Raw genomic sequence first — 21,116 nt, forward strand, 5'->3', positions numbered from 1 at the left:
ATCAACTCCTACTTTGGCCATGAATGTTTAAAATCAATCGGCTTGTCATCGAAGTCTAAGACTTCTGGAACAATACCGTGTACGTAGCGGAAGATATCGATAACTTCCCTAACTGCACCATGGCCGCCTTCTCTTTGAGTAACGTAATCACAATAAACTTGAATTTCATGAGATGCGTGAGGAGTTGTCGCTGCAAAGCCAGCGGCCTTAAGAAGTGGCACATCAAAGAACTCATCTCCCATAAAAAGAACTTCTTCTGCTTTATAGCCAAGCTCGAGAACTTTCTTAAAGGCAACCCTCTTATCTTCATCACCAAGAAAAGCGAAATCAAGTTTAAGGTTATTCACAAAGCGCTCTTGAACACCTTTTGAAGCACCTCCAGAGATCACTCCTACTTTAAACCCTGCTCGCATGAGCAGTTTTAGTGCATAACCATCAGAAGTATGTGATGAACGGTTAAAGCCCATTTCATCATCTTGGTACCATACGTGCCCAGGAGTAAGTACTCCATCGATATCAAAAGCAAGAACTTTGATATCTTTTAATTTCTCTTTGTACTTTTGTGCTTTTGTAAATAAATCCATTAATTATTCCGTAATTGCGTTTTTAATTCTTAATAGTCTTTGGATAATCGCTCCAGCTTGGTCAAGTGGTAAGCTTGTTGCAGCATCAGACTTGGCTTCTGCTGGGTTAGGGTGAACTTCCATAAAAATCCCATCAGCACCAGCAGCGACTGCAGCTTGTGCAAGAGTTAAAATCTGTTCACGTTTCCCACCAGTTGAAGTTCCAAGTCCACCAGGTCTTTGAACACAGTGAGTAGCATCGTGAATTGCACGAACGCCAAATGACTTCATAATTTGGAAACTTGCCATATCAACGATAAGATTATTGTAACCAAATGAAGTTCCTCTTTCAGTTAGAAGGATTTTATCTTTTGTAATAAACTCTTCGGCCTTCTTAACAATATTTCCAGTCTCTTCAGGAGAAAGGAATTGCCCCTTTTTAATTTTAAGTTGAGCATCGTGCTTCTTACAGGCTTCGGCCCCAGCTAAGATCATATCTGTTTGACGACATAGAAATGCTGGGATCTGAATTGTATCAACAACACTTGCGACAACATCAGCTTGTTCAGCAGTGTGAAAGTCAGTAATAAGCTGAACTCCGTACTGCTTCTTAACTTTTTCAAGAATCTGTAGACCTTTTTCAAGTCCTGGACCTCTGAATGAATCGATCGAAGAACGGTTGGCCTTATCGAAACTTCCTTTATAAGAAAAGTTGATTTGATCCTTAACAGGCTCAAGCATTTCTAATAGGCGTCCGCAAACGTCCATACACATTTGTTCAGACTCGATTACACAAGTCCCCATGAATAGATCAAATTTTTTATTTTCCATATTTATCTGCCTCTTTAATAAATTCGCTAAAAACTGGGTGGGCCGCATATGGCCTCGACTTAAATTCTGGGTGGTACTGACATGCAAAGAAGAAAGGATGATCCTTAATCTCAATCGTTTCAACAAGATCAAGCTCAGGATTCTTTCCACTGATGACTAGCCCACATTCTTTTAACTGCTCAACGTAGAAGTTATTAACTTCTAGACGATGACGATGTCTTTCATGAATAATTTTTTCACCGTACATCTCGATGGCATGGCTTCCATCAAGAAGCTCACACTCATAGCTACCAAGGCGCATACTTCCACCTTTAGCTCCATCGCGAGTCTGTCCTTCCATATAATGAATTAGGAGATCACCACCATTATTAAATTCCTCAGATGTTGCATCTTTTAATCCACAAATATTTCTCGCATATTCAACGATTGCTAATTGCATACCAAGGCAAATCCCAAAGAATGGAACCTTATTTTCACGAGCGTATTGAATGGCAGAGATTTTTCCTTCTGTACCACGCTCTCCAAAACCACCTGGAACAAGAACACCTTGAACATCTTTTAAAAGTTTTGCAGCACCATCTTTTTCAATTTCTTCTGAGTCAACATAAACAGGAACAAGCTTAAGCTGGTGAGCAAGAGCTCCGTGCTTTAGGGCCTCATCAAGTGATTTGTACGACTCGACTAATTCCGTATACTTCCCAACGATACCAATCTTCACTTCTCTTAAAGGGTGATCGAAGTTGTATGCAACCTTCTCAAGGTCATCAACTTTTGGTGAAGAAGACCAGATTCCTAAAATCTTTGTGATCTTTTCATCTAAGCCTTGTGAGTGAAAGTTTAGCGGAACTTTGTAAATAGAATCCAAATCTAGAGATTGGAATACATTGTCTTTTGGTACGTTACAGAAAAGAGAGATCTTATCCATAATCGACTGATCAATCTCGCGGTCACTTCGACAAATAATAATATGCGGAAAGAGACCTTGTGAGCGTAACTCTTTTACCGAGTGTTGGGCCGGCTTTGACTTTAACTCTCCTGCAGCTGACAGGTAAGGAATTAGAACAAGATGAATAAATAGAACATTCTCTTGTCCAACGTCATGTGCAAATTGTCTAATTGACTCAACATATGGCAGAGATTCAATATCTCCAATTGTTCCACCAATTTCACCAATAAGAATATCTGCATCTTCTGCTGCAATATGAATACGGCGTTTGATTTCATCAGTAATATGAGGAACAACTTGAACTGTTTTTCCTAAATACTTCCCTTCTCTTTCGCGCTCAATTACCTCAAGATAAACCTGTCCAGTTGTGAAGTTTGATTGCTTAGAAAGTGTTAGCGAAGTGAATCTTTCGTAGTGGCCTAAATCAAGATCTGTTTCTGCACCATCGTCTGTCACAAAAACTTCCCCGTGTTGAGTAGGACTCATCGTACCTGGGTCAACGTTGATATATGGATCCATCTTTAACATATTGATACGAATTCCTCGTCTCTCAAGTAAAGATGCAATGGATGCAGCAGCTAGCCCCTTACCAAGAGAACTTGTCACACCACCAGTAATGAAAATATACTTCTTTTGGCTATTTGCCATTTATCACTCCCTCCACAAATGGAATATCTTCTGGAGTATCAACTCCACATAATGTCATATCTGTAATTGCTGCACCAATAGTGTAGCCATTATCGAGTAGTCTTAGTTGCTCAAGGCATTCGATCTTTTCATTAGTCGACTCCCCTAAAGAGCAAAATCTTTTTAAAACTTCAGGCCTAAATGAATAAATACCAATATGTAGGTACCAATTAAGTCCTGGTGTATTTTGGCGATTAAATGGATGTGGGCTTCTTGTAAAGTAATGACAAATATTCTTTTCTTTCGAAAAGACGGCCTTTACCTTATTTGGGTTTAAGTAGTCCTCATGGTCATTATCAATCGACATCTCTTTAATTACCGTGGCCACATCAAAGCCTTGCGAGCTATGAATTCTAAGAAGTTCACTCAGTAAGTCTGCTTGAATAAGAGGCTCATCACCTTGTACATTGATAACAAAATCATACTTCTCGTCTTTAAAGAAACGATCATAGGCCAAGAAAATTCTTTCACTTCCCGAAGGCACATCATCATCGATACGAACCACATTTCGGCCCGATTCTTTTAACATATTTTCAATTTCATCATTATCCGTTACGACACAAACTTTCGAACCAGGAAAGTTTTCTACAATACCTTCGCATCCATCATAAACATGAGAGACCATTGCCTTGCCGGCGATATTTGCTAGAGGTTTTCCGGGGAAACGAGTCGAGGCGAATCTTGATGGTATTAATACCAAAGCTTTTAAGTTCATTATTTACCTTTTTGACAGTAAATAATAACAAATACCTGTGCTACTTGCAAAGTGTGATATCATAAATCTATGAAATACTTCGCCTTAACACTCAGTGCCATTGTTTTTATTTATACGGCCTTAATTGAGCATAGACTTAATGCGCAAACTATTTCAGATTCCATCATTACTGACCCAAGTATTTCCCGACGATGTGACTCTTTGATGAACCAACGACAAGAAAAAGTTGAACACCGACAAAGACTTCTCTTCTTACTCGATCGAAATAAAAATCTTTTAAAGTCGACACCTGAGAATAAAAAGTCGATTTCCTCTAAACTAAGAGATAATCAATACCGCGTCATTCAAGAACTAAAGATTACAAATCTAAAAGTTATCAAACTCGAAGAACAAATTGTTCGTCGTGGCTGCCCAGGGCTAACCCTCTAGTATTCCCATTTAGCAAAAGTTGCCATCTCATATCACGCAAGTCATAATTTTAGCAGACGCACAATATTAGCATTAGCTAAACGAGAGGGACTTCATTTATGACTAAAACAATAGGCTTTGTTTGCGCCTACCTATTTCTATCAACCTTTTCATATGCATTAGAACAATCTCCTGAGATCTTCATTCAAGAGGCCAGCGAAGATAGAGTTGACGAGAGTGCTTATCGCCCACTTGATATCGGAACAGTCATCGAACAAGGAATGCGAAGCTATCAAGACAATATCATTCGTCGCAAGAATATTGAGATCCTTAAGAATCGTCTTAAGGATACAAAAGAAGAATTCTGGACACCAAATCCTAAAATTAACTTTCAGTTAAATCCACAACGAATTGGTACCCTTAAAAGTGGAAGTAACGACCTATCTCGTACATCTCGCTCCGCAAGTGGAAGCGTTGGACTAGAGTTAGGAGAATATACTCTATTTAACTGGGGCAAGGATTACTTAAATTATAAGAATGAAAAAGAATCACTTGAGCGCCAAATAGATCGCGACAAGGAAACACTTCGTGAATTTAAGCAAGAACTTGTTCGCGAATATGTGAAGCTTATTCATGCAAAGGACTTGAAGATCATTGCTCGCCAATACCTACAAAGAGCAACTCTTGTGTATCGTATGAATCGTGAAAAAGTTCTCCAAAAGAAAGTCACAAAACACGAATATTATCAGTCACGTGCTGAGTACCTTAGAGCGCAGGAAGCTTACACAAATGCAAAGACTAATGAAAATATTGCTTCTGAAGACATGGCAAAGCGCCTAAATGATCCTCCAGGAACACTCTACTTTATCAAAGATGATTATCAATACGAGAAATCAACTTATAGTAGAGACAATGCGATTGCGACAGCAAGAAAAGTCTCTCCTTTCATTCTTGATAAGAAGGTCGAAAGGAATATTAAAAATCGTGAATACGAGATTGCGGTTAGAGATAATCTTCCTCTACCAAAGATCACTGTTAACTTTGGAACGTATTCTCAAATCTTTGATGGTAGTTCTGTGACAAACGACTACTACACAACTTCACCGGGTAACTCTAATATTGACCTCGTGGCAAGCTTAAACGCTAGCTGGACTCTATTTGGGGATGGAGGGCTTTTCAATCGTCGTAAACTTGCAAATGCAAGACTCGAAAAAGAAAAGGCCATGTACGACCTAAGCCTAACAAGAAGAAAAGTTGAAGAGGCTATTGTCAATATTTTCAACTTCCTAAACTCTTCAGTTGAGCATCTTAATATCATCAAGTCTCGAAATGATTCATTGAAAAAGAGAATGGAGACGGCCCTGTATCAGTATACAAATCGCAAGACGCGCTACTTAGAATATCAGCTGGCCATGCAGGACTATTTTGACTCACTAACGAGAGAGTCTATTATAAAATTTCAATACCTAGCAAAAAGAGTTGAACTTGCTCAAATTGTCGGTATCGAGAATCTCCCAGACCAAGCTTTTGATAAGGCGATTATTAAAGGAGGAGGACGTTAATGAAAAAGTTAAGTTTAATCTCTACTCTACTTTTAGCTTTAAGCTCCACTGTATATGCACAAGACTTAACAAGTTTTGAAGATATCAATGTCGTGGATGAAGACTATGGCTACGAGACTTCTCGCTACAATATTAAGGACGATAATTTTTCACTAGAATTTAATTATGGTGGAATTACCAACTTAAGTGAATTTGCTTCGACAAATACAATAAGTGGAACACTTACTTTCTATAGTGACAGGTACTCTCTAAGTCTTTACGGTGCCCTAAACACTCTTGATGTGGCAAGCGTAACAGAATTTGACAACCTCGATGCCAGCCTAAGTGTTTATACTGGTGGCCTAGGACTAAGTAGGCGCTCAATTTTAGTAAATGACTTCATTAATATTAAGTCTATTTACGATGAAATTCATGCCCATGTTACCTATAATATGACTGACTCTGAAGCATTTGGAACAGAGTTATCAGGACTTGGATTTAATGCTGGCTATGGATTAATTTATCGTGCTAGCAGTGGTCTTCATTTTTCAGCAAGGCTAATTTATAACCTGATGGCCCTAAAGAGTTCTGATGACACAATTACTCAAGAGGCATCCGCAAGTTGGGTAAGTGCTCAGCTTGGAGTAGGTTTTATTTTTTAAAAGAATTGGATAAATTATGATTGAAAGATACGAAAAGAAAGAGATTAGTGAAATCTGGAGCGAGCAATTTAAGTTTGAGAAATTTCTCGAAGTCGAACACTCTTTAACAAAAGCTCTTGAGAATGCAGGTATTATCAAAGAAGCGTTCTCTAACAAGCTTAATCTTGTCACAGTTAACCCTGAACGAATCAAAGAGATTGAAAAAGAAACAAGACATGATGTTATCGCTTTTTGTACGTCAATTACAGAGCAGTTAGAAACAAATGAAGGTAAATACTTTCACTATGGTGTTACATCATCTGACATCATCGATACGGCCCTTACACTTCAAATCAAGGAAACACTTAATCGTATCCTTCCTGCTTTTGATAATCTTTTAAAAACTCTCGATGAAAAATCTCAAGAGCATATCGATACGATTTGCATTGGACGCTCACATGGGATATTTGCCGAGCCAATGAGCTTTGGACAAAAACTTAGAGGACACCTATGTGAGTTTAAAAGACGCTACGGTGATCTTAAAGACTTTTATGAGAATGAATTAACTGGTCAAATATCTGGAGCTGTTGGTAACTACACAATCCTAACTCCAGAGATTGAAGAAGAAGTTTTAAATTTTCTTGGCCTAAAAGTAGAACCTATCTCTACTCAAGTCATCCCCCGTGATCGAATTGCAAAATTAACTAATATTATCGCCCTCTTTGGTTGTGCCTTAGAAAGGCTATGTGTCGAGATTCGCCATCTTCAACACTCTGACGTTGCAGAAGTTTTCGAAGGCTTTAAGAAGGGCCAAAAAGGATCTTCGACAATGCCGCACAAAAAGAATCCAATCTCAAGCGAGAACCTAACGGGTATGGCAAGGATGCTAAGAACATATAATCAAGTGGCAATGGATAATTGTCTTCTTTGGCACGAAAGAGATATTAGTCACTCAAGTGCGGAAAGATTCTTTCTTCCAGACATGTTTGGAATCCTACTATACTCAATTGAGCGCATGAGTAGTACTATCGAAGACCTTGTCATTGACAAGGAAGCAATGAAAGCGAAAGTCACTCAAAACTTTAAGCACCTTTCAAGCTTCGTTCTTCATAAGTTAATTGAGGTTTCAAATAATACAAGAGAAGACCTTTACCGCGTGGTTCAAAAGGCATCATTTGAAGCAACTGATCGCCAGGGCTTCTTCACAATTTTAGAAACAGAACTTAGCGATAGTGACGACAAAAAGCTTATCGGGAAACTAAAGGATCTCAACGATCTTGAAATCTATAGTGCCCATACGAAAAGCGTTTTTTCTCGCAGCTAATATTAAACAGAAAATTCAGTAAATGGATGCGGAAGAAGTTCTTTAAAGAGAACTTTTTTCGTAATCCCTTTTAGGTTGCCCAAGTAAACTGGAAAGTCTGCTTTTACAAATTCTGACATAACCTGAAGACAGAATGCGCATGGAACGGCCGGATCTTCTTGGTCTGTGACAACCACGATAAATTCAAAATCCTTTTTACCAAATTGTGCCACACTTGAAAGGACACTTCCCCTTTCAGCACAAATTGTTCCACCATAACTTGCATTTTCAACATTACAACCAGGGATTGGGTCTTCGACACCACTAATCTTTAGTGCCGAGCCTACTTGAAATTTTGAATATGGAGCATGAGCATTTGAGCGTGCCTTAACTGCAATTTCATATGCCTGCTTAACTTTGTCTGATACTTCAATTTTATTTTCCATAAGATTTATTATAAAGGAAAACGCATCGAAGTCTATTTCAAAAAATGAGAGGGCCGAACTGAACTTTCTTACTATTAAGCTCATGAAGTATCAGTTAATTCGCCGTAAATAATAATTTTTATTGTAACTTTAACGAAAAGATAATTTGATTTAATGAACAAACCCTTTAAATGTTGCGTCAAATACTATAGTATTTAGGCTTACACTTAAATAGGAAGAGAGACATGTCAGCTGATAAAATCAAGCATAGTGAAGATGTGAGTGCTTCACTAAAAAACCGTTTTATTGATCTAACGATCAAGAAACCAGAAAACTTAAAAAATGATTTCCTTTCAGGGTTAACTGTTGCTTTAGCACTTGTTCCTGAAGCAATTGCATTTGCCTTTGTTGCAGGTGTTCACCCAAAGGTTGGTCTTTATGCGGCCTTCATGATGGGACTTATCACGGCAATCTTTGGAGGGCGCCCAGGAATGATCTCTGGTGCAACAGGAGCTGTAGCAGTTATCTTTGCGCCACTTGTATATAAAGTCATGGAAATGAGCAAAGACAGTGGGATGACTTTTGATGCGGCCATGGACAATGCACTTAGCTACCTTTTTGCTGCTGTTATCATCATGGGCCTAATTCAAATAGTATTTGGGCTACTTAAGCTTGGTAAGTTTATTCGCCTTGTTCCCCACCCAGTAATGCTTGGATTTGTTAATGGTCTTGCCATCATTATTTTCCGTGCACAATTTTCGCAATTCACTGTTGGCGGAGAGCTTCTTCCTTCAGCTCAACTCTTAGTTATGTGTGGACTGATTGCTCTAACAATGGGAATCAGTGTCTTCCTTCCAAAGCTTACAAAGGCCGTTCCCGCAACCCTTGTAGGGATCGTAGCTTCTACTGTTATTGGGTACCTATTGAATGAAGCAAATCCAGGACTGGTTAGAACAGTACTTGATTTTGTACAAGACCAAGATAAGACAATCACAACAATTGCAGCAGGTCTTCCAACATTTAAAATTCCTTTTGTTGAATTAACAATGGATAACTTAAAACTTATCTTTCCATACGCTCTTTTAGCAGCGGCCGTTGGTCTAATTGAATCTCTTATGACACTTCAACTAGTTGATGAACTAACTGATACTCGTGGACAAGGAAATCGTGAATGTGTTGGTCAAGGGCTTGCCAATATGGTTAATGGCTTCTTTGGTGGTATGGGTGGTTGTGCCATGATTGGTCAATCAATGATTAATATTCGCGGTGGTGGACGTGGACGCTTCTCCGGTGTTACAGCAGCAATCCTACTTCTAGGCTTCGTTCTTTTTGGTGCGCCATTAATTGAAATGATTCCACTAGGTGCCCTTGTTGGTGTTATGTTTATGGTTGTTATCGGGACTTTTGAATGGTCAAGCTTACGTCTATTTAAGAGAATTCCACTTTCGGACTTCCTAGTAATTATCCTTGTTTCAGTCGTAACAATTCTAGCTGACCTAGCGATTGCTGTTCTTGTCGGAATTATTGTATCGGCCCTAGTATTTGCATGGGAGCATGGAAAGACAATGCATGCAAAGAAGAAAGATGAAGACGATAAGACTATTTATGAGTTAGATGGTCCGCTATTTTTTGGTTCAGTAACTTCATTTAAAGACCTTTTTGACTTTAAAGAAGATAAGGAGCACGTGTATATCGACTTTGATAATTCACGTGTTTGGGATCACTCAGGAATTGAGGCCCTACAAAATATTACCGAACGCTACGCGCAACAAGGTAAGAAGTTACACCTTCTTAATTTAAGTAAAGACTGTCTAGTATTACTAGATAAAGCATCAAATATAGTTGAATTATCAGTAATTGAGGATTTAAATACTCATATTGCAGATGATCGACTCGATGGGTAATTGATTTTCTCTGTACAAAGAAAGTCTTTTCCTAAACAATTATTAGAGACACTAATTAAAGGATTAAATTATGAGTGAAGAAAAAGGATTAAAGAAACCAGTAAAACTAAAAGCAGACTTAGCAGCAATGCTTGGTGAGACAGAACTACCAAGAACTGAAATCACTAAAAGACTGTGGGATTATATTAAAGAAAAAGGTCTTCAAACTAAGACTGAAAATGGAAAGCCAGAGAATGCTGGTAAGTTTATTGTAGCTGACGCAACTCTACTTTCAATCTTTAAGCATACTAATTCGACGTCTAAGTCTGGAAAAGTAACTGATCTTCGTAATATGAAGGAAGGTGAAACAATCAACATGATGCAAATGGCAGCTGTTGTTGGTGCAAATATCGAAAAATAAATGCTAAAAAGAAGGGCCTACTTAGTAGGCCCTTTTATATGGATATCAAGTCCAAGTTCTTTTTGAATTCTTTTAAAATAATTTTCTTCATTTGGTGAAATATAAGAGATGGCAATCCCTCTTCTTCCCCCTCGTCCAGTTCGGCCAATTCTGTGAGTGTAGTTCTCAATCTGCTGTGGGAGGTTAAAGTTTAGGACATATCCCACACCGTCAATATCGAGCCCACGAGCTGCAATATCAGTGGCCACAAGAACATGCATATTCCCCTTTTGGAATTCTTTTAAATTATAAATACGTTGGCGCTGATCACGATCAGAGTGAATAGCACAGGCCTTAATATGATTTGCTTTTAAGTGTCTTTCTAATTTATTGGCCTGAGACTTAGTCTTTACAAAGACAATAATACTTTTAATATTGCGATCTTTTAAAAACTTTAAAAGAAAGTCGGCCTTCTTCTCTTCTTCCACAAGGTAGGCCATCTGACGAATCCCCTCATGCCTTGCCTTAACAGGAGCGATTTCAATCTTATGAGGACTTTTTAAAAGCTTATTAGCAATCCCTTCTACTTCCCTTGGCATTGTTGCAGAAAAGAAAAGACATTGTTTTTGTTCTGGAATCTTATTTAAAACAAACTCCAAATCATCTTTAAAGCCCATATCTAACATGCGATCTGCTTCATCAAGAACTAAATGTGTGACCTCATCAAGAAAGATCTTCTCATCTTGAATAAGATCAACTAATCGTCCTGGTGTAGCAACTAAGATTTGTACGCCTTTAGCAAGTTTTTGAACTTGAAGCTTCTTGGCACTACCTCCATAGACAGCAAGAGTTGAAAGAGCAAGGCCCTTACCATACTCTTTAAAGCTTTCTTCTACTTGCATCGCAAGCTCGCGAGTTGGGGCAATGACAAGAGATCGTATATGGTACGGTTTTAACTTTGATTTACTCTTAGAGATTAAATCGAGTATTGGCGTTGAAAATGCAGCTGTTTTACCACTTCCCGTCTGAGAGATTGCAAGAAGATCCTTGCCCTGTAAAACAGCAGGGATTCCCTCTGCTTGAATTTGAGTTGGTTTTGTATAACCCTTCTTTGAAAGAGCATCTTCAATAGTTTGGGATAAACCCAATTGCGTAAATTCTGCCATTCGTCATTTTTAGCAGAGTTTATAGGGGCCAGTCAACGAGTAATCCATTATACTAAGCATATGGAAGTTACATTTGATAAAGAACATCTTTTAAAATTCGTTCAAACAACCATGCCCTTTGGTAAGTACAAAGGTAGACTTCTTATTGATCTTCCAGATGAATACCTCGTTTGGTTTTCACAAAAAGGCTTCCCTCAAGGCGAGCTCGGCAGACTCCTCGAGGAGCTTGCCGAGATCAAATTAAATGGACTTGAATTTCTATTCAAGGATCTTCGTTAGAAACAATCCTCACCGACTCTATTTGGCATTTGATGACTAAGAGTGTGGGTAAATTTGAAGCCACGAATATTAGCATTAATATCCTCTTGTAGAGAAACACGGCATTCACCATCTGGATTCTTTGAAATAAACCTTGTTAGAGTTATTTCAAAATCAATATCTTCGACACCTGGGTTGTCACCAATTACATCTTCAAGATTTTGAGTATCGTATGTGAACATACATGGCCCATCTTCGCCTAAATTACGATGATTCATAATAGTCTCACTCGCAAGCTCAGGTACAATAACTTTCACAAAGAAAGTACTGCCATAGCCAAGATTGGTCCACTTAAGCTTTGCTGTGCTTACATCAACAGGTAATGTAACGGTACGTATTGATAAAACTTTTGAATTTGCAAATGTCATTAATGAAAATAATAAAACAAATAGGACCTTCATTTCTCCTCCTCGATTCCTTTTGATGAAGAAAGAATGGCCTTTTCATTAAAATAAATAAAATAAGAGTTCCAATCTACTGTGATAAGAAATATTTATTATAAAGAATCGTGCTCCAAAATGCTAAGCCTATAATATTTAGGACAATAATTTGGGTAACTCGAAAGATCTTTAACTGTTCTTTATTCTTAATACCTAAGCCAAATTTATAAAGTGATAAGAGATTAAGGATAACTGGAACAAAGATCATACCAAAGATAGCAAGCCTTAAGGAGTCGTGCATATAATCTATTTCACTTTTAGACTTAGACTCATTTTCTTCAATATTTAAAACTTCGATACCATGCTTTTCTAAAATATACTTTGCATCCACATAGTATAGTTCTTCAACAGAAATTGAGTACTCTTGGGCCGAAGCTGAGTTTAAGTAGATATGCTCATTCAAGTGGCCACTAGAAGATTTCACCTTAATACCGGCCTCTTCTAATATCGCCCTTACTTGCTTTGCATCCTCTAAAATTAAAGTTGTATAGATAACTTTCTGTTTCATATTAATTTGCAATTAAGCTTTTAATTGCCTCCACACAATTCGTCCTACGCGAGAATTGCTTACCACCATAGAAATTTGGATCAAGTGTAGCACGATTAATCACACCTTGCTTGGCCGACTCAAGTCGAAGCTCTTGAAACTCAATTGCTTCCGGATAGATTGGCCCAGTATAAGCTCTTCCTTCGGATGTGATTGCCTTATTTTTACCTCTTGGCCTAACCGCCTTCTCCCAACCATCAAAAACTGGGTTATTAACTAGTTGGTCTTTAAGTGGTCGGTAGAATTTCATACTTGTGTATTGCTCAACATTCGCAAGCCCTTCGCCAATAATTGGACGATACTCTCGCATTTCAAGTCCTAAGTCATCTGTCATTTTCTTAAGATCTTCAATAAGTCTTGCTGGATTCTTAAGATATTCTTCATGACTGACGCTTTGTAACGTACCAGAAATTTCATCTGTCGTATTTAAGGCCTTATTTAGAATGGCCCGAAATAATTTCATCTGTAGTGCACTCTCATATGCATCACGTGGTGCATTCATTAGGCGAACTTCGGCCTTTCTAATTTTTGGATTTACTCTAAAGGCAGGGCGCCATGGCACTTTTGGATTAGAAATATCAAAATCATCACTAATAAATTTTTCAGGAATCACATCTTGAAAATATGCTGACACATCTAAGTGAGTATAGCGCGCTTTTCTTCCGACGCGTTTATTAAAGTATCCTTCATTATAAAGAGCTTTCTTAAGTTCAGTTTCAGTTCCATCCCAATTAGCAAGTCTTTGAGCAAACTCAGAAGAAATAGCAACCGGTTCAGCACTCTTAACACGATTTAAGTCTTGAAACATAAATGCAATGACAGATCGATACTCGTTAAAAACAGCAAGAAAGCGCGCAAATTCATGAGGCTTTCCATCAAAGACAGTCAGGTCAATATTTAAATGACCTCCCCCTGCTTTAATATATGGAAGAGCATTATTCTTTTGAAATGTATCAAATACGGCCTGCATCTCATCCATATTTGGTTCAAACTTTGGTGTGACAACTTCAATAGAGCCGGCCCTAACAGAGTCAATAATAACATCTCCTGCAGGAGTATAGTTTCTACCAATACCATCCCACTCGACTCTCCACGAACGGTCTTTAGAGTCACGAATTTTAAAGGCAATATCAAGACCGTGACCATGCCCATCTTCATAAAGTCTTTCGACTTGCGCTTCACCACCTAACCTGTCACGAAGATCTGTTGCAAGTTTTTCGAGATATGCTTCTTTCTCATCAGGTGACATATCAACACGGGTCTGAAGCCATGACATTTTACCGTCCATAAGCCTTTCGCGATTATACCCACCGTTTTCATTTTCGATCATGGCAAAATCGCCTTGATACTTAAGAGGAAACTTTGCAGAGTATTCAATCCCAAGATCGACCTTATTTACATCGACTGGCATATTTGTACCTGGTTTAAATTTATGAAAATTCTCTCTGTCAGAAAAGCTTCTGTGAGGCATCATATACTTTCTTATATCTTCAGTGATATTTGATGAGGCAACCCACTCTCTTTGAAGGGAGATAATGGCCTTTCTTAGATTATCTCGGTTTGTCTGCCTAAGGCTTCCGACATCAATGAGATAATCTCTCGTTAAGTTTTTAAGAATTGCCTTCTTTGTTTTCCCAAACATTGGACATTCGTTATACCAATTCCAAAGGACAACGTTATAGCCTTCAAGAGCAGCTTTATTAAGCTTGTCTGCGGCCCTCTTTGCTTGCTCCATTGTTAAACCAAAGCGGTGCTTTAAATCAGAAGCTTCTGCATAGTGCATTGTTTGATCGTCAATTAGAGTCCAAGAACGAATCTTTTCAATTCCACTAAAGTCATTGCGAGAAAAACGAGAAGCAAGGGATGCCTGAATAAAGCGTGCAACTCTTGCATTCTTTGTTCCCGATCGAAATTCAATTGAAACCGAATCGTTCACAAAGCGACCTTCATAATCAACTCGTAAAGGTCCTCGATCAGTTTCCTCTCCATCAATAATACCATTTGAAATTTCCCAGTCATCGAGTATTTCTTTATAGTCGGCCGTTTCAATTCCTGAGCGTCCAGCGATCCCCTCAAGAACGATAAGCGCTTGAGCGGCTTTCGTTAATTCTGCAGCTTTTTGACGATTAAAGTTATCCCCAATAGGAACGACCATTCGTTGATGACCAGGGGCCTGAAATAATTCTCCATTTCTTCCCATTGTCTTTTTAAACCAAGCAATCATTTCTTGGAATTCGCCATAAGATTTTTGCGGCTTAAATAATACTTCCCAACCAACAGAGGTTGATTCGATACCTTCTATATACTTTTGAGCAGTGCCAATATTTGGAATCATACGATAATAGGGTTTTAATTCCGCTTCAGTATGCGGAAATTCTCCCTTAAAGAGTTGTCTTCTCGTTAGCGGTGAAAGATAGCTAAATGGACTATTATTGACCTTGCTCCCCCATTGCTGCCATTTATCTTCTAGCTCTTCTAGAGTAGCTTCTTCAGGATTAAAGCCATTTAGAAATGATATATTCATGGCCTTATTTCTTCCCTTTTCATCAAAGAGTTCTTTAACTGGATCGTGACGAACACCCTTATCATCAATCCAAACACGTATCGACTGTCCAGGAGTATTATTCATCCAGCGAGTAAAGAATTCTTTTAAGAATTTAATTCGAGTTGATTCACTTGTAGGAAGGACTGAGTTGAATGCATTTGTATTGGGCCCAAGGATTCGTGTGACATATGAAGAAGAACCTTCCTTCTCCGCACCCCAAGTGATTGAGCGTCGTCCAGAACCCAAAACCCCAGTGGCTTTTGCACTATAGCCAACAGAAGCCTCCATCATCTCCCCCCAAATCTCATAAGCACTCTTTTGAGTTGAAGCAGGTGTTCGCCAATCGATTTCAGGTAAATTATTTTTAACAAAGTAAACCTGTGGGAAGACACCAAGTAAGAGGGAAAAGATTAGGATAAAAGAAGGGTTCTTAAAAAACTTCATGAACGTCCTTAATAAAGATTAATTATTCATTCACTTTTCGGAAACCTAGTAAACTTACTTGACTAAAAGACTATTTTTAACGCAATTACTATAACTTACAAGTTTGCCTAAGTAAGATCAGATACATATAATCGCGCCCATGAAAAATAAAAAACCACTAAATTACTGGCGTATCAGTTTCAAGTTAGTCCTTCTAGTTCTTAGTATTTACATCTGGTTTGTGCTCTACCAAGGAATGACTGGTAAATAATGAGATCCCTACTCACAGGAATCCTTTCACTAAATATATTAGCGGTTGGGCCAGGCCCAGGCTTTTGTCTAGCAGATTACGCGACAAAGAAGTACATTCAAAACGACTTCGCAGCGCCTTATCCAAAGGAAGTGATCTTTAGTTGCCAGTACAACTGTCGTGACATGGAAAGTGAATCAACAGAGAAAGTGACAGGGGTCTCAAAAGTAGTTGTCACAAGTCTTTCAGATGATGCCTTAAAAGTTGTTTGCCAGGGCGTTGTTGTTAAGAAATCAAAATGGGGATACGACTACGATCGCACAGATGAATTTTATGCTCACCAAACAAGTATTAAAGAAATTAAAGAATGGGCAAAGCTCTATATCCCTACCGAGAACGAATACACTGTTAAGCTTCTTATAGAGTTCAAAGAGCATTTAAAGAAGGTCTACCCTAGCTATAAAATAGCGGGTAAATCTAATACTGTAGTTGCAAAAGAATTTGCACAAGCGGCATATATTTTAGAAGAGATGGCCCAGCAATTACCAGAGAATAGAAATTTATTTGATGAATATCGTCATATGCTTCTAGAGACAAATGGAAATACGGGAAGTGAATTAACAGCTAAAAAGTTAATCATGGACCAAATACTCTTTGGAGCAAGTTGGTCCATGAATATTTAAAATTAATCGCGACTATTTAATTTTGAAAGAAGTCTTAGAACTTCAATATAAAGCCATACAAGAGTCACCATTAAAGAGAACCCTGCATACCACTCAAGATATTTTGGGGCACCTTGATCGACGCTCTTTTCAATAAAGTCAAAATCAAGAATTAAACTAAATGCTGCAACCCCAACGACAATAAGGCTGAAACCAATTCCAACTGGACCATTTCCATGAATCATTGGAATAGATGCTCCAAAGAAAGACATGATAAAGCTTACCAGATAGATTCCCATAATAGAGAACATTGCCGTTATAATAATCTTTCTAAACATTCCCGTAGCTCTTACGAAGCCCCAACGATAAAGGAAGAACAAAGTGATGAAGGCCGCAAAAGTAATTGTCACGGCATTAAAAACAATTCCTCTAAATTGAAATTCATAGATAGCAGAAATAGACCCTAAAAGAAGCCCTTCACATAGAGCATAGGCAGGAGCTGTAAACATTGCCAATCGAGGCTTAAAGATTGTTACCATAGCAAAAATAAATCCACCAATACCACCAATCATTGGATACATTCCCATTTGAGGCTGCATTGAATTTTCTAGCGTTCCAAGCGTTACATTCCAAGTATAAATGAATGTCATAAGCATTAAAGCAAAGAGAATCATCCCTTTATTAAATACTCCAGAAAAAGACATTCTTTCGTCAGATAAAGTTCCCGTATTGAATACGTCATTTCTTAGTGTCGGGTTAGTCGACCTCATAATTCCTCTTTTGTTATAATTTTAAAATATTATATCAAAAGCAAGGAGCTTTGGTCTAAGAAAACAAAGTCTTTTTGAACAATAGGGAGAATTGTGTACCGTGATTGTCAGGTGATACTTCTTTAGTTTTTGAGCGTACCGAAATTGTGCCATGACTAAGTTCAACAAATGTCTTAACGATAGACATCCCAAAACCAGTTCCCTTTTCACCACTTGTTCCAACTCTTGAAGGGATAGAATTATTTTCAAATAAGACTTCCAATAATTCCTCTTCAATACCAACACCACTATCAATTAAATTGACTTGAACGCCGTCACTTCTTTCATCAACAGATATTTCAATTTCCTGGCCAATTTCAGAGAACTTAATAGCATTAGATAAGAGGTTTCCAAAAATTTGGTATTTTAAGGCCGTGGAATTCCCCATAAAATAGATATGCTTATTAGCAGCATAATCATACTTTAATTTAATATTCTTATCATATAGCTTAGATTCAAAGACTCGGTATAAGTACTCAATAACCTGATTTAAGTAAACTTTTTCAAACTTAAGTTCAACTTTGCCTTGCTTAATTGATTGCAGGTCTCGAATTTGAGTCAAGATATTACTTATCCCAGATGTACACGAGTTGATACGAGTTAAGCACTTTTTAATATCAGGATCTTCATTTGTGGATAGTAACTTACTTAGCCTTTTTGCAGAAAGGTTGACCACTGTTAGAGGGTTACTAATATCGTGCCCAACTAATGTTAAAAGAGTATCAATCTGCTCTTTCTTTTCGACAATAGTATGGTAGAAGCGATCTCGATCCACCATATAGACAAACATAAAAAGAGAGTTTAATAAAATAAAACCAATCATGATCAGAACGCGCCCTAACACTTCACCTGTTTCATTCAAATAGCTATGGAGAACGATGCCATTTAAGTGCAAAATGAATAAGTATGTTGCGGCCACAATTGATAAAATAAACCAAAGAAGAAGGTCTCTCTTTGTTCCAATAAGTCCGGCAATCATAGGTAGGACAGCAAACCATATTGGCGAAACACTAAAGAATCCTCCCGTTAGAATTGACCAAGAAAATTCATGGATAAATCCGGCCAGAATTGTAATATTTAGCGCAAGAGATAAGGACCCAAAAAAGTAATAAAGAATTGGACTAAAGAAATGAATCAGACATGCCCCAACTCCGATTTGAAAAAGCAAAGGGTTCTCACAAAAGAAGTATGCAATAACTAAGTGCCCCCACATTAGGGGTGCAGTTAAGAAAACGGTATAGATATACAGACTCAACTGCGATAGATCACGCTCAGACATATCCGACTCCCTCAGGGCCAGAAATCTGATAATCTTATTTATTGGGTTTACTGGATTCATAACCATTTATTAATACCACAAACATAACTTTTATTTAGACAATTTCATCACTTTTAATAGATAAGCACCTAAAAATAAAGAAAAAAAAGAGCGCTTCCAAAATTTGGTAACTTTTATAGAAGCGCGATGCAACAACAAATATTGCCCAAATATTATGGCAAATTAGAATTGGATACTGGCCGAGATTTTATTAAGCGGCATATACTCTATCCCCTCTGATTTTAAAGATTTATCTAAGTTTATTAGCTCTTGCTTGAAATTTTCTGCAATTTTTCTTTGCTTTGGTTCTTTAAACTTATAGCGAGCTTTAATTAGCTTTGTCACTGTTGTTGGTGAAAAGAATAAGTTATCCGCCATGGAATACTTCATCTGATCAATAGCATTAACAAGCTTTGACCTCTTTATCATTTTTGTATCTTTATGTGGTGGAGCCTGCCTTAATCTTAGAGGAACTTTTCTCTTATCTAAAATTCCATAATTGTAATGATCTGTAGCATGGGCCACTGTGACAGTGAAAAGGTAGGTTGTGACAGCGCGAATTAATTTATCATCTTCAAAAATCTCCCCGCTTGAAGGAAAGTCATTAACATGCTGATTACAATAATCGGCCCATTTACTAATCCAAAAATCATCGGCACTTACATCCGCCAAGATAGCTTTTACAAATTCATAAAATACTTCATAGTAGCGACTCAAATAAATCCCATACTTTCCTTCTACACATGGAGACTTAAGAGAATAAGAAAAAGGAGGATATGAAAGATTTCCTTTAATACCTTTGTAACCTTCAACAAGTAGATCTCTTAGACCTTCAGGACCTCCAGGGTATGGAGCATAGACCATCCACCACTTCTCTTGTAAAAGAGAGCTCTTATAATTTAGAACTGCATTCTCTAGAGGAAGAGTGAATCTGAAGTGAGGAGATAGAAGTCTAAAGAGAATATGATCTTTTGGAAGAGATGTTTTTGAAATTGCATTAATTGAATCAAAAGGAAAGTGTAACAATGGATGAACAACAAGCGTTGCACATAAGGCCCCACCTTGAAGAACAAAGTACTTTGCTAGCTCAAGTCCGTCGCAGGGCCTAGAAAAATCAAAAACCGTTTCTGTTTTTTGAATATAGATCGCTTGGACTTTAAAGCGATTACCTTCTTTATAAAGAAGTGTTTTCGTCGCACTTACATGAATTCCTTTTAAAGGCTTAACAACACGAACAGCGTCGAGGTCCACAATAAACCAGTTTTTTTCGTCTTTATTATAATCACTAAAACACTGCCAATCTTCTTCATCTAACTTATCTGTTAAAAACTTACTCATCATGGAATAATTTAAGAGGTCTTCAAATTCATTATTTCCTACTTTCTTTAAGCCTGGAAAGATAAGACCTTTGATAAAGTAGTAAGGAGAAAGAGCTAGAGTTGCAACATAGCGAGATCCAATGAATAGCCACCAATCGAGAGTTTCTCTTAAAGGAATATGAATAACCGCTGGCGACTCTCCCCACGGGTGAACTGGTGAAGGTTGAGGCCAGGGGCCTTTTCGCTCATACATGAAGTCTTTTTGAGAGTAGAGGTGCTTCGGTGACGTTGCACTATTGATTTGAGAGCGAATTTTATCCTTAACTCTAACAGAGAACCTTTCTTGATTCTTCATTTTGCCTTCCTAGCTTAAAAAATATTATTCGATTTCAATACCAAATGGACTCAATAGATTGAGAACTTCAGGCATCGAAAACTTACAGTTTTTTAAATTTGTATTTGCAATATCAATATAGAAATTTCGTGCATTAAGGAACTTAGAGCCCTTTAAATTTGCTCTCGTAAAATTTGTTCCTTGTAAATCACTATCTGAAAAATCACTACTCTCAAAAGAGCCTTGAGTGAAATCAGTTTCACTTAGAGTTGATGAGATAAACTGCGCACCATGGATTGTGCAATCTTGAAATGAAGCATAGTTTAGAATACTACGATTGAACTTAAGCTCGAAGAGTGTATTACAGTCACTGAAGTTTAAGCCGATACACTTAGAATCAACGAATGTGACATCACGAAAGCTTGCCCCAAGTAATTTTAAATTACTTAAGTTACAATTTTTAAAAGTACATTCGATGAATTTTGCACTCGAGGCATCAAGTTCACTAATATCAACACCAACAAATTCACAGCAGATAAACTCACTACCTCTAAACTCACTGACCTCGCTAATATTTTCAGTATCAAAAACTTCATCTTCAAAATATGGCATAGAAGCATTTTAAACTAAATTTATTAACGA

Annotated in this window: 21 protein-coding genes; 8 read left to right on the forward strand and 13 right to left on the reverse strand. The window is 37.7% G+C overall.

Annotated features, from left to right (window positions below; all coding sequences use genetic code 11):
• Positions 1-8: 8 nt before the first annotated feature.
• The 4 genes from ABMA76_RS08090 to ABMA76_RS08105 are packed head-to-tail and all read right to left on the reverse strand — an operon-like array spanning position 9 to position 3,742.
• Positions 9-584: a KdsC family phosphatase gene (locus ABMA76_RS08090; protein ID WP_392907203.1), complete on the reverse strand. Its 576-nt coding sequence runs from the start codon at positions 582-584 to the stop codon at positions 9-11.
• Between the two features lie 3 nt (positions 585-587).
• Positions 588-1,394 carry a 3-deoxy-8-phosphooctulonate synthase gene (kdsA, locus tag ABMA76_RS08095; protein ID WP_392907200.1) on the reverse strand — a complete coding sequence of 269 codons (807 nt, stop codon included), beginning with the start codon at positions 1,392-1,394 and terminating at the stop codon, positions 588-590.
• Complete coding sequence (locus ABMA76_RS08100) at positions 1,384-2,988, reverse strand: CTP synthase (protein WP_392907197.1); 1,605 nt, start codon at positions 2,986-2,988, stop codon at positions 1,384-1,386. The genes kdsA and ABMA76_RS08100 overlap by 11 nt, the downstream gene beginning before the upstream one ends.
• Complete coding sequence (locus tag ABMA76_RS08105; protein WP_392907195.1) at positions 2,978-3,742, reverse strand: 3-deoxy-manno-octulosonate cytidylyltransferase; 765 nt, start codon at positions 3,740-3,742, stop codon at positions 2,978-2,980. Before ABMA76_RS08105 ends, ABMA76_RS08100 begins: the two co-directional genes overlap by 11 nt.
• A gap of 69 nt (positions 3,743-3,811) precedes the next feature.
• Here ABMA76_RS08105 and ABMA76_RS08110 point away from each other — a divergent pair, with 69 nt between their 5' ends.
• The 4 genes from ABMA76_RS08110 (at position 3,812) to purB (ending at position 7,656) form a co-directional block, all read left to right on the forward strand.
• On the forward strand, positions 3,812-4,171 hold the full coding sequence (locus ABMA76_RS08110; RefSeq protein WP_392907192.1) for a hypothetical protein: 360 nt from the start codon (positions 3,812-3,814) through the stop codon (positions 4,169-4,171).
• A 98-nt stretch (positions 4,172-4,269) separates the two neighbouring features.
• Positions 4,270-5,712: a TolC family protein gene (locus ABMA76_RS08115; protein WP_393061331.1), complete on the forward strand. Its 1,443-nt coding sequence runs from the start codon at positions 4,270-4,272 to the stop codon at positions 5,710-5,712.
• Positions 5,712-6,353, forward strand: coding sequence for a hypothetical protein (locus ABMA76_RS08120; protein WP_393061333.1), 642 nt, complete (start codon positions 5,712-5,714; stop codon positions 6,351-6,353). Before ABMA76_RS08115 ends, ABMA76_RS08120 begins: the two co-directional genes overlap by 1 nt.
• A 16-nt stretch (positions 6,354-6,369) precedes the next feature.
• Positions 6,370-7,656 (forward strand): adenylosuccinate lyase, encoded by a 1,287-nt coding sequence (purB, locus tag ABMA76_RS08125; RefSeq protein ID WP_392907186.1) that lies wholly within the window; start codon positions 6,370-6,372, stop codon positions 7,654-7,656.
• 2 nt (positions 7,657-7,658) lie between these two features.
• Here purB and cdd read toward each other — a convergent pair whose 3' ends face one another.
• Positions 7,659-8,081 (reverse strand): cytidine deaminase, encoded by a 423-nt coding sequence (gene cdd / locus ABMA76_RS08130; RefSeq protein WP_392907183.1) that lies wholly within the window; start codon positions 8,079-8,081, stop codon positions 7,659-7,661.
• A gap of 224 nt (positions 8,082-8,305) precedes the next feature.
• Here cdd and ABMA76_RS08135 point away from each other — a divergent pair, with 224 nt between their 5' ends.
• Together ABMA76_RS08135 and ABMA76_RS08140 are read left to right on the forward strand one after the other, a co-directional pair.
• Complete coding sequence (locus tag ABMA76_RS08135) at positions 8,306-9,964, forward strand: SulP family inorganic anion transporter (RefSeq protein ID WP_392907181.1); 1,659 nt, start codon at positions 8,306-8,308, stop codon at positions 9,962-9,964.
• A gap of 70 nt (positions 9,965-10,034) precedes the next feature.
• The gene (locus tag ABMA76_RS08140; protein ID WP_392856538.1) at positions 10,035-10,364 is read left to right on the forward strand and encodes an SWIB/MDM2 domain-containing protein; all 330 of its coding nucleotides are present in this window, start codon (positions 10,035-10,037) and stop codon (positions 10,362-10,364) included.
• Between the two features lie 17 nt (positions 10,365-10,381).
• Here ABMA76_RS08140 and ABMA76_RS08145 read toward each other — a convergent pair whose 3' ends face one another.
• Positions 10,382-11,509, reverse strand: coding sequence for a DEAD/DEAH box helicase (locus tag ABMA76_RS08145; RefSeq protein ID WP_392907178.1), 1,128 nt, complete (start codon positions 11,507-11,509; stop codon positions 10,382-10,384).
• Between the two features lie 60 nt (positions 11,510-11,569).
• Here ABMA76_RS08145 and ABMA76_RS08150 point away from each other — a divergent pair, with 60 nt between their 5' ends.
• The gene (locus tag ABMA76_RS08150; protein WP_392856544.1) at positions 11,570-11,788 is read left to right on the forward strand and encodes a DUF3820 family protein; all 219 of its coding nucleotides are present in this window, start codon (positions 11,570-11,572) and stop codon (positions 11,786-11,788) included.
• On the opposite strand, the gene ABMA76_RS08155 is transcribed toward ABMA76_RS08150, so the two are convergent.
• From ABMA76_RS08155 to ABMA76_RS08165, 3 genes are all read right to left on the reverse strand, one after another.
• The gene (locus ABMA76_RS08155; protein ID WP_392907177.1) at positions 11,785-12,228 is read right to left on the reverse strand and encodes a hypothetical protein; all 444 of its coding nucleotides are present in this window, start codon (positions 12,226-12,228) and stop codon (positions 11,785-11,787) included. The genes ABMA76_RS08150 and ABMA76_RS08155 overlap by 4 nt on opposite strands.
• A gap of 73 nt (positions 12,229-12,301) precedes the next feature.
• Positions 12,302-12,775 carry a hypothetical protein gene (locus ABMA76_RS08160; protein ID WP_392907174.1) on the reverse strand — a complete coding sequence of 158 codons (474 nt, stop codon included), beginning with the start codon at positions 12,773-12,775 and terminating at the stop codon, positions 12,302-12,304.
• A 1-nt stretch (position 12,776) separates the two neighbouring features.
• The gene (locus tag ABMA76_RS08165) at positions 12,777-15,803 is read right to left on the reverse strand and encodes a hypothetical protein (protein ID WP_392907172.1); all 3,027 of its coding nucleotides are present in this window, start codon (positions 15,801-15,803) and stop codon (positions 12,777-12,779) included.
• A gap of 249 nt (positions 15,804-16,052) precedes the next feature.
• Here ABMA76_RS08165 and ABMA76_RS08170 point away from each other — a divergent pair, with 249 nt between their 5' ends.
• Entirely contained in the window at positions 16,053-16,715 is a 663-nt protein-coding gene (locus ABMA76_RS08170) for a hypothetical protein (protein ID WP_392907170.1), read from the forward strand.
• Between the two features lie 2 nt (positions 16,716-16,717).
• On the opposite strand, the gene ABMA76_RS08175 is transcribed toward ABMA76_RS08170, so the two are convergent.
• The 4 genes from ABMA76_RS08175 to ABMA76_RS08190 all read right to left on the reverse strand — a co-directional run bounded on the left by ABMA76_RS08175 (position 16,718) and on the right by ABMA76_RS08190 (position 21,086).
• On the reverse strand, positions 16,718-17,464 hold the full coding sequence (locus tag ABMA76_RS08175; RefSeq protein WP_392907167.1) for a Bax inhibitor-1/YccA family protein: 747 nt from the start codon (positions 17,462-17,464) through the stop codon (positions 16,718-16,720).
• Between the two features lie 55 nt (positions 17,465-17,519).
• On the reverse strand, positions 17,520-18,782 hold the full coding sequence (locus tag ABMA76_RS08180; RefSeq protein ID WP_392907164.1) for a sensor histidine kinase: 1,263 nt from the start codon (positions 18,780-18,782) through the stop codon (positions 17,520-17,522).
• A 222-nt stretch (positions 18,783-19,004) separates the two neighbouring features.
• On the reverse strand, positions 19,005-20,495 hold the full coding sequence (locus tag ABMA76_RS08185) for a hypothetical protein (protein ID WP_392907162.1): 1,491 nt from the start codon (positions 20,493-20,495) through the stop codon (positions 19,005-19,007).
• Positions 20,496-20,519: 24 nt separating this feature from the next.
• On the reverse strand, positions 20,520-21,086 hold the full coding sequence (locus tag ABMA76_RS08190; protein WP_392907160.1) for a pentapeptide repeat-containing protein: 567 nt from the start codon (positions 21,084-21,086) through the stop codon (positions 20,520-20,522).
• Positions 21,087-21,116 lie beyond the last annotated feature (30 nt).

The sequence above is a fragment of the Halobacteriovorax sp. ZH5_bin.2 genome (assembly GCF_043196375.1).
GTDB lineage: Bacteria > Bdellovibrionota > Bacteriovoracia > Bacteriovoracales > Bacteriovoracaceae > Halobacteriovorax_A.

What these genes read in the sequence shown, in the direction of transcription:
- ABMA76_RS08160 (WP_392907174.1), bottom strand. Translation starts at nt 12,775, where the DNA reads ATGAAACAGAAAGTTATCTATACAACTTTAATTTTAGAGGATGCAAAG.
- ABMA76_RS08175 (WP_392907167.1), bottom strand. Translation starts at nt 17,464, where the DNA reads ATGAGGTCGACTAACCCGACACTAAGAAATGACGTATTCAATACGGGA.
- ABMA76_RS08185 (WP_392907162.1), bottom strand. Translation starts at nt 20,495, where the DNA reads ATGAAGAATCAAGAAAGGTTCTCTGTTAGAGTTAAGGATAAAATTCGC.
- ABMA76_RS08150 (WP_392856544.1), top strand. Translation starts at nt 11,570, where the DNA reads ATGGAAGTTACATTTGATAAAGAACATCTTTTAAAATTCGTTCAAACA.
- ABMA76_RS08170 (WP_392907170.1), top strand. Translation starts at nt 16,053, where the DNA reads ATGAGATCCCTACTCACAGGAATCCTTTCACTAAATATATTAGCGGTT.
- ABMA76_RS08140 (WP_392856538.1), top strand. Translation starts at nt 10,035, where the DNA reads ATGAGTGAAGAAAAAGGATTAAAGAAACCAGTAAAACTAAAAGCAGAC.
- ABMA76_RS08165 (WP_392907172.1), bottom strand. Translation starts at nt 15,803, where the DNA reads ATGAAGTTTTTTAAGAACCCTTCTTTTATCCTAATCTTTTCCCTCTTA.
- ABMA76_RS08155 (WP_392907177.1), bottom strand. Translation starts at nt 12,228, where the DNA reads ATGAAGGTCCTATTTGTTTTATTATTTTCATTAATGACATTTGCAAAT.
- ABMA76_RS08110 (WP_392907192.1), top strand. Translation starts at nt 3,812, where the DNA reads ATGAAATACTTCGCCTTAACACTCAGTGCCATTGTTTTTATTTATACG.
- ABMA76_RS08090 (WP_392907203.1), bottom strand. Translation starts at nt 584, where the DNA reads ATGGATTTATTTACAAAAGCACAAAAGTACAAAGAGAAATTAAAAGAT.
- ABMA76_RS08105 (WP_392907195.1), bottom strand. Translation starts at nt 3,742, where the DNA reads ATGAACTTAAAAGCTTTGGTATTAATACCATCAAGATTCGCCTCGACT.
- ABMA76_RS08120 (WP_393061333.1), top strand. Translation starts at nt 5,712, where the DNA reads ATGAAAAAGTTAAGTTTAATCTCTACTCTACTTTTAGCTTTAAGCTCC.
- kdsA (WP_392907200.1), bottom strand. Translation starts at nt 1,394, where the DNA reads ATGGAAAATAAAAAATTTGATCTATTCATGGGGACTTGTGTAATCGAG.
- cdd (WP_392907183.1), bottom strand. Translation starts at nt 8,081, where the DNA reads ATGGAAAATAAAATTGAAGTATCAGACAAAGTTAAGCAGGCATATGAA.
- ABMA76_RS08135 (WP_392907181.1), top strand. Translation starts at nt 8,306, where the DNA reads ATGTCAGCTGATAAAATCAAGCATAGTGAAGATGTGAGTGCTTCACTA.
- purB (WP_392907186.1), top strand. Translation starts at nt 6,370, where the DNA reads ATGATTGAAAGATACGAAAAGAAAGAGATTAGTGAAATCTGGAGCGAG.
- ABMA76_RS08145 (WP_392907178.1), bottom strand. Translation starts at nt 11,509, where the DNA reads ATGGCAGAATTTACGCAATTGGGTTTATCCCAAACTATTGAAGATGCT.
- ABMA76_RS08115 (WP_393061331.1), top strand. Translation starts at nt 4,270, where the DNA reads ATGACTAAAACAATAGGCTTTGTTTGCGCCTACCTATTTCTATCAACC.
- ABMA76_RS08190 (WP_392907160.1), bottom strand. Translation starts at nt 21,086, where the DNA reads ATGCCATATTTTGAAGATGAAGTTTTTGATACTGAAAATATTAGCGAG.
- ABMA76_RS08180 (WP_392907164.1), bottom strand. Translation starts at nt 18,782, where the DNA reads ATGTCTGAGCGTGATCTATCGCAGTTGAGTCTGTATATCTATACCGTT.
- ABMA76_RS08100 (WP_392907197.1), bottom strand. Translation starts at nt 2,988, where the DNA reads ATGGCAAATAGCCAAAAGAAGTATATTTTCATTACTGGTGGTGTGACA.